This window comes from Pseudarthrobacter sp. rb (assembly GCF_056389225.1).
In genome coordinates this window covers 1-5,210 of record NZ_JBWJAR010000039.1, presented here as the reverse complement: position 1 = coordinate 5,210, position 5,210 = coordinate 1, and the positions used below count along the sequence as shown (strand labels likewise).

General features: G+C 65.0%; 4 protein-coding genes and 1 pseudogene. 4 read left to right on the top strand and 1 reads right to left on the bottom strand.

Annotated elements, in window-relative coordinates; translation table 11 throughout:
- Nucleotides 1-96 precede the first annotated feature (96 nt).
- Nucleotides 97-195, bottom strand: a pseudogene (locus ACWRN3_RS22655) (DNA-processing protein DprA); the annotation flags it as partial.
- Between the two features lie 106 nt (nt 196-301).
- Here ACWRN3_RS22655 and ACWRN3_RS22650 point away from each other — a divergent pair.
- The 4 genes from ACWRN3_RS22650 (at nt 302) to ACWRN3_RS22635 (ending at nt 4,914) form a co-directional block, all read left to right on the top strand.
- Nucleotides 302-1,465, top strand: coding sequence for a tyrosine-type recombinase/integrase (locus ACWRN3_RS22650; protein WP_476742006.1), 1,164 nt, complete (start codon nt 302-304; stop codon nt 1,463-1,465).
- A gap of 71 nt (nt 1,466-1,536) precedes the next feature.
- Nucleotides 1,537-3,924: a tyrosine-type recombinase/integrase gene (locus ACWRN3_RS22645; protein ID WP_476742005.1), complete on the top strand. Its 2,388-nt coding sequence runs from the start codon at nt 1,537-1,539 to the stop codon at nt 3,922-3,924.
- Complete coding sequence (locus tag ACWRN3_RS22640) at nt 3,921-4,526, top strand: hypothetical protein (protein WP_207606017.1); 606 nt, start codon at nt 3,921-3,923, stop codon at nt 4,524-4,526. The genes ACWRN3_RS22645 and ACWRN3_RS22640 overlap by 4 nt, the downstream gene beginning before the upstream one ends.
- 184 nt (nt 4,527-4,710) lie before the next feature.
- Nucleotides 4,711-4,914, top strand: a complete 204-nt coding sequence (locus ACWRN3_RS22635) for a hypothetical protein (protein WP_242703290.1) — start codon at nt 4,711-4,713, stop codon at nt 4,912-4,914.
- Nucleotides 4,915-5,210: the final 296 nt, after the last annotated feature.

Sequence of the window (5,210 nt, the reverse complement as noted above, 5' to 3'; positions counted from 1 at the left end):
GGCGGTCCGCCGCCGGCAACCACCAGCAAACGCCGGCCACGACGGCGGACCGCCCGCGGTGACCGGCCCCCAAAGGGACCGGCCACCACAATGGGTCTAGCTGGCGAGCAGTTCGGTCAGCTCGGCCGCGTCTGTCACCAGTGCCGCGCCGCCTTCTTTCAGGAGCCGGTGGCAGCCTGCGGAGTTGGCGCTGTTTATCTGTAGCCATGGAACAGCGTCCTCGGTTGTCAGTGACAGGTTGGTTCTTCTTTGTGGTGGACACGTCGGCTTCGCTGTCAGTGGCTGCCTTTAGGGTGCTCCCATGATTGCTCTTGGAGCGTTCGGGTTTCGTTGGGTGCGGTCCACTTCCGGAGTGGACTTGGCCGTCGTGTTCGACCGGCGGAGCGGGGTGATTCATCCGGGGGCGTGTGACTGGTTGCGGTCTTTGGTTGAGTGCGGCGCTTCGCCGAACACGGTGCGCAACTACGGGCTGAGGGTTGCGGGGTTCCTGAGCTGGCTTCCAACTCAGGGGCTGGCTTGGACTCAAGCGAGGTCCTCGGTGATGGTGCGGTGGAAGAACCATCTGTCGGTGACCCCCGTGCAGCATGGGGCGGGGGCGGCGACGTTTAGACGTCCCGCGACGGTCGGTGCGTGGCTGGTTGCGGTGGTCGAGTTTTACCGGTGGGCTGCGCTGGAGGGTCTTGTGTCAAAGGATTTAGTGGCCCGTTTGTCGGAAGAGCAGTTCGTTCGGCCTGGTCCCCGGGGTGGGGAACGCGGCCGGATGCGCAGTGTTTCCGCGAAGGAGCTGCGGGTCAGATCGGTGGAGCCGCCGAGGGCGCCGGCGTGGTTGTCGGAGGAAGCGGACCGGCGGGCGTTGCTGGCGCTTTCGTTGCGCCCGCGGGACCGGTTCTTGGTGGAGTTGCTCTACTTCGCAGGGTTGCGTGTTGGTGAGGCGTTGTCGTTGTTCCGGGAGGATCTGCACCTGCTGGCGGACAACCGGCCGCATGGGTGCCAGGTGAAGGGGCCGCATGTTCATGTGGTGCGCAACCGTTCGGCGAACGGGGCCCGTGCAAAGTCCCTGCGGGTGGTCCCGTTGCCTGCGGAGCTCGCGCTCTCTTACCAGGAGGCGCTGCGGGAGCGGATCGGCTGGGTCGGTGATGACCGGGGTCCGAACGTTTTCGTTGCCTTGGATGGTCCGACGGCGGGACAGGCGCTGAGCTACGCGAGGGTGGTGGACTTGTTCAGGCAGTTGTCGAAGCTGCTGGGGTTCAAGATCCGTCCGCATGTGCTGCGGCACACGAGGGCGACGATCTGGTTGCGCGGGCTGGAGTGCGAGCCTGTAGATCTTGACGTCGTGCGGGTTTTGCTGGGTCACCGGTCGATCGCGTCGACGCTGATCTACACGCACGCCTCCGAGGAGTCGCTGCGGGCGGCGGTGGCCAACCCGGCAGTCCAGTTTCCGCAATTCTCGAGGGCGGGCGCATGAGTGCCGTCGCGCAGGAACTTGTTCCGTCCCCATCCGGTGCCGGCACCGGCTGGTGCGAATTTCTGGCCGGAATGATCAGTGATGACTGGGAAGTCGGTTCCTGGGACCCGGGCCGGGGCGTGTTGACGATCGACCCGTTCAACGAACTCACCGATTTCAAAGTCTGTGACCGGCCCGGCTGCGCCAACCAGGCCGCCCGCCTGGCGTATTGCCAATCGTGCGTGAGAAGGGCCCGGGCGGCAGGGTTACCGGTCGACGAGTACGCCCGGACCCGGCCGAAAGTGGATCCCCTGGAAGGGCGGTCCACGCGGGGCTTCGCGCTGTGTGGGGTTCACGACGAGACAGGACGGCGTTGCGGGCGGGCGCAGACGACCCGTGGGCTCTGCCCATCGCACTACTACCGTTTCACCAAGAGCTGCAAAGCCCTGGGCCTGCCGGTCACCGATGAGTTGTTGGCGGCGTTCGTCACCGACCGGCGAGGGAAAGTGGCCCACCCCTCGGTGCCATGCCCGGTGCAGGGCTGTGACCGGGTTTTCTCCATGCCCCTCTCCAGCGGGCTCTGCGACTATCACGACTCAGGGCTGCGGGCGGCACAGCGTCTGGACCCCGCGCTCACCGTGACGGGGTTTACCGAATCCGACAGTGTCCTGGAACGCCATCAGTTGCCGTTGCGGTCCTTGCCGGAGCCGATGCGCACTGAACTGCTGTTCGTCCTTCAGCAGTACTCGACCCGTGGTTACGGGAGGCTGATAGTGAACAAGTTGCGGCCGTTTATCAACGACGCCCGCCATGACGAGCACACCGATCTGTTGGAGTGTTTCCGCGCGCACGAGCACGCCACACGGCTCAAGGGAGTCCGGTCGGTCGGGATCCTGGTCTTGGAGAAGGGCCTGCGGAGGTTCACCGGGTATGAGTCGCTGCAGGCGGATCTGGTTTACTTGCAGGACCTCCCGCTGCGGGTGACGAACTCGCACCCCAACGCCGACCTTGCCGGGTCTCCGCTGGACATGACGGAGATCTCCCAGCCATGGCTCGCCGCGGCTTTCCGTGCCTGGCTCGGGTCAACGTTGGAGCCCCGACCCCGCGTCCAGCGATGCTTCGCCGCCTGCGCCGAGGCCTCCGCGGTGCTCCGTGCCAAACGCAGCGACGCGGGCATCGAGCCAACCCGGCTGGCCTACGAAGACATGGCGGCCATCTCAAGCCGCTTCGATGCCCGCTGGCCCATCAGGGCCTCACAATCAAGCCATGCCGTGTGGTGGGAGCTTTGCCGGACCGCCAGGCGGCTGGGTATCTGGGAGCAGATCCCGGAAAGCTTCGCGCAGAACTACGCAGGCCATAAGAGGGCGGCGCGGCGGGACCGGAACGACCAAAGAGTCGAAAACGACAGGGTCACCCCTGCCGCGGTGATCGGGCATCTGCGCAACCATACCGCTCAGATGACGGTCGGTAGGCACACCAAAATGTATCGGTGCGTGCTGGAGCTCTTGATGGAAACCGGGCGACGGCCGGGCGAGATCACCTCTCTGGGCACGGACTGCCTGCTGCAGGACCGGCACGGCGGCTGGCTGCTGCGCTACACCGCTCACAAAACCGGAGGAGCCATCAAAGAGCTCCCGGTCGAAGCACCGGTCGTGGAATCGATCCGCCGCTGGGAAGGAGTCCGGGAAGAACTCGGCATCCGGTCCTCCTTCCTGTTCCCGACCGGTCGGCGCCGGCTGAAGGACGAGAACATCCCACACGTCGGCGAGACATACCTGGCCCGGATCCTGCATAAGTTCGCCGAGTCGCTCCCGCCCGTTCCCGGTCCGGTGCTGGATCCGGACGGGAACACGGTCGACTTCGACCTCGCCAGCGTCCAACCGTATGACTTCCGCCGCGCTTACGCGCAGCGGCATGCGGACAACGGCACGGACCCGGACGTGCTGCGTCAGCTCATGGACCACGTCTCCATGGCGACCACGATGGGCTACTACCAGGTCAGTTCAAAACGCCGCCGCCAGGCAGTGAGCACCCTCGCACCTCTGGCCCACGACCGTCACGGCCGCCAGATCGGGATCGGTGACGGGCGAGTGCAACTGAAAATCACCCCGGTCCCCTACGGAGACTGCGCAGAACCAAGCAACGTCGCCGCCGGGGGCACCGCATGCCAGCTCCGGTATCAGTGCGCCGGCTGCGGGTTCTTCCGCCCCAACCCCTCCCACATCCCGGAGATCGAAAAGGAGATCCTGAAACTCCGGTCCCAGTTGCGCATCGCCGAAGCTTCCGACACAGCCGCCTACCTCCTCGACGCCCAACGGGGCCTGATCACGGACTACGAAAAAGTGCTGGCAACCATGCGCGCACGGCTCGCCCAGCTCCCGCCCGAACAACGCCAAGAAATCGAGACCATGTCCGAAGTCATGCGCCGCGCCCGCAGCGCCGCACTGGCCAACAAACAGATCGAGCTGAGGGAGCTATGACCACCGGCCACACCCCGGCCAAGGGGAACGCCGCCGCGCTGGCCCGGGCACGCGCGCAGGCATCGGCACGTAAGCACCACGACGTTGTGGCAGCCTTGAAAACCGCTGCGGACCGCGGACTCTCCCTCACCGCCTCCACCCTGGCCGCGGCCGCGGGCGTGAGCCGCCAATACCTCTACAGCCAACCAGACCTCGTCGCTGCCCTCCGCCGGCACCAACAAACACAAACCGGTCTCGATGATCCGCCGCTGCGGGCCGCCCGGGCAGCTGATCTGGTCAACGCGCACGAGACCATCAAACGGCTCAAAGGCCACATCCGTGAACTGAACCTCAAACTCGACGCGGGGCTGGCAGCGCAGCTGGAGCTACGTGACGAGAAACGGCTCCGGCAACTCTACGAACAACGCGGTCAGGAGATCGACCGGCTCATCGCCACCAACACGGACCTTTCCCGGACAGTCGCCCAGCTGCGGCAAACCGTGCGCGGCCTCGAAGACGACCTCACGATCGAACGCACGGCACTGCGCGAGCTCGCAGGCCAACCCTCAAACGTCACCAGCATCCGGTTCGGCGACGCCCCAAACCCATCTGACCTGGCATGAGGTCACAAACACAGCCACGTCCGGGGCCAACAGGAACGAGGTCCCGCCCGTCCACACCACGGGAGAGAATGGATGCATGAGGTTGGAACTGCTCCACATTGACCATTGCCCTAACACAGCCAGTGCACACAGACTCCTCGAAGAAGCGCTGGCTGCCTTGGATCACACCGATACCAAAATTCACATGCGCTTGCTACAGTCCGTTTCTGACATTGAGGGCACCGGATTTGCCGGGTCCCCCACCATCACCGTCAACGGAGCCGATATCTTCCCCGACGGGGCACCCTCAGCCGATCTGGCCTGCCGCATCTACATGACCCCCAACGGGTTTGCCGGCCTGCCAACAATGGACCAACTCACTACAGCCCTCCGCGATCATGGATTCTGAATCCGTGGCCTGCTCGTGCTGCAGGAGGCTGAAGCACCGTTCCAAAATGCACGCTCTTGGGTCGGAACCCGCTTACATATGCCGGCGCTGCGGCCTATGGGTTGCACTCCGGATCCGGCGAGACCCTCCCGGCGAACGCTGACCGGAACCACCACTGACAAACACCCCAAGTCGTGGACGTCGTTGACACAACGAATCCGCGGAATCTAGCGCAGAACTGTTGACAGCACACAGATAACGCTGTGGACGCTGCCGGGGACGGCGGCGACGTGCCGGGCGATGGTTTCGGCGTGGTG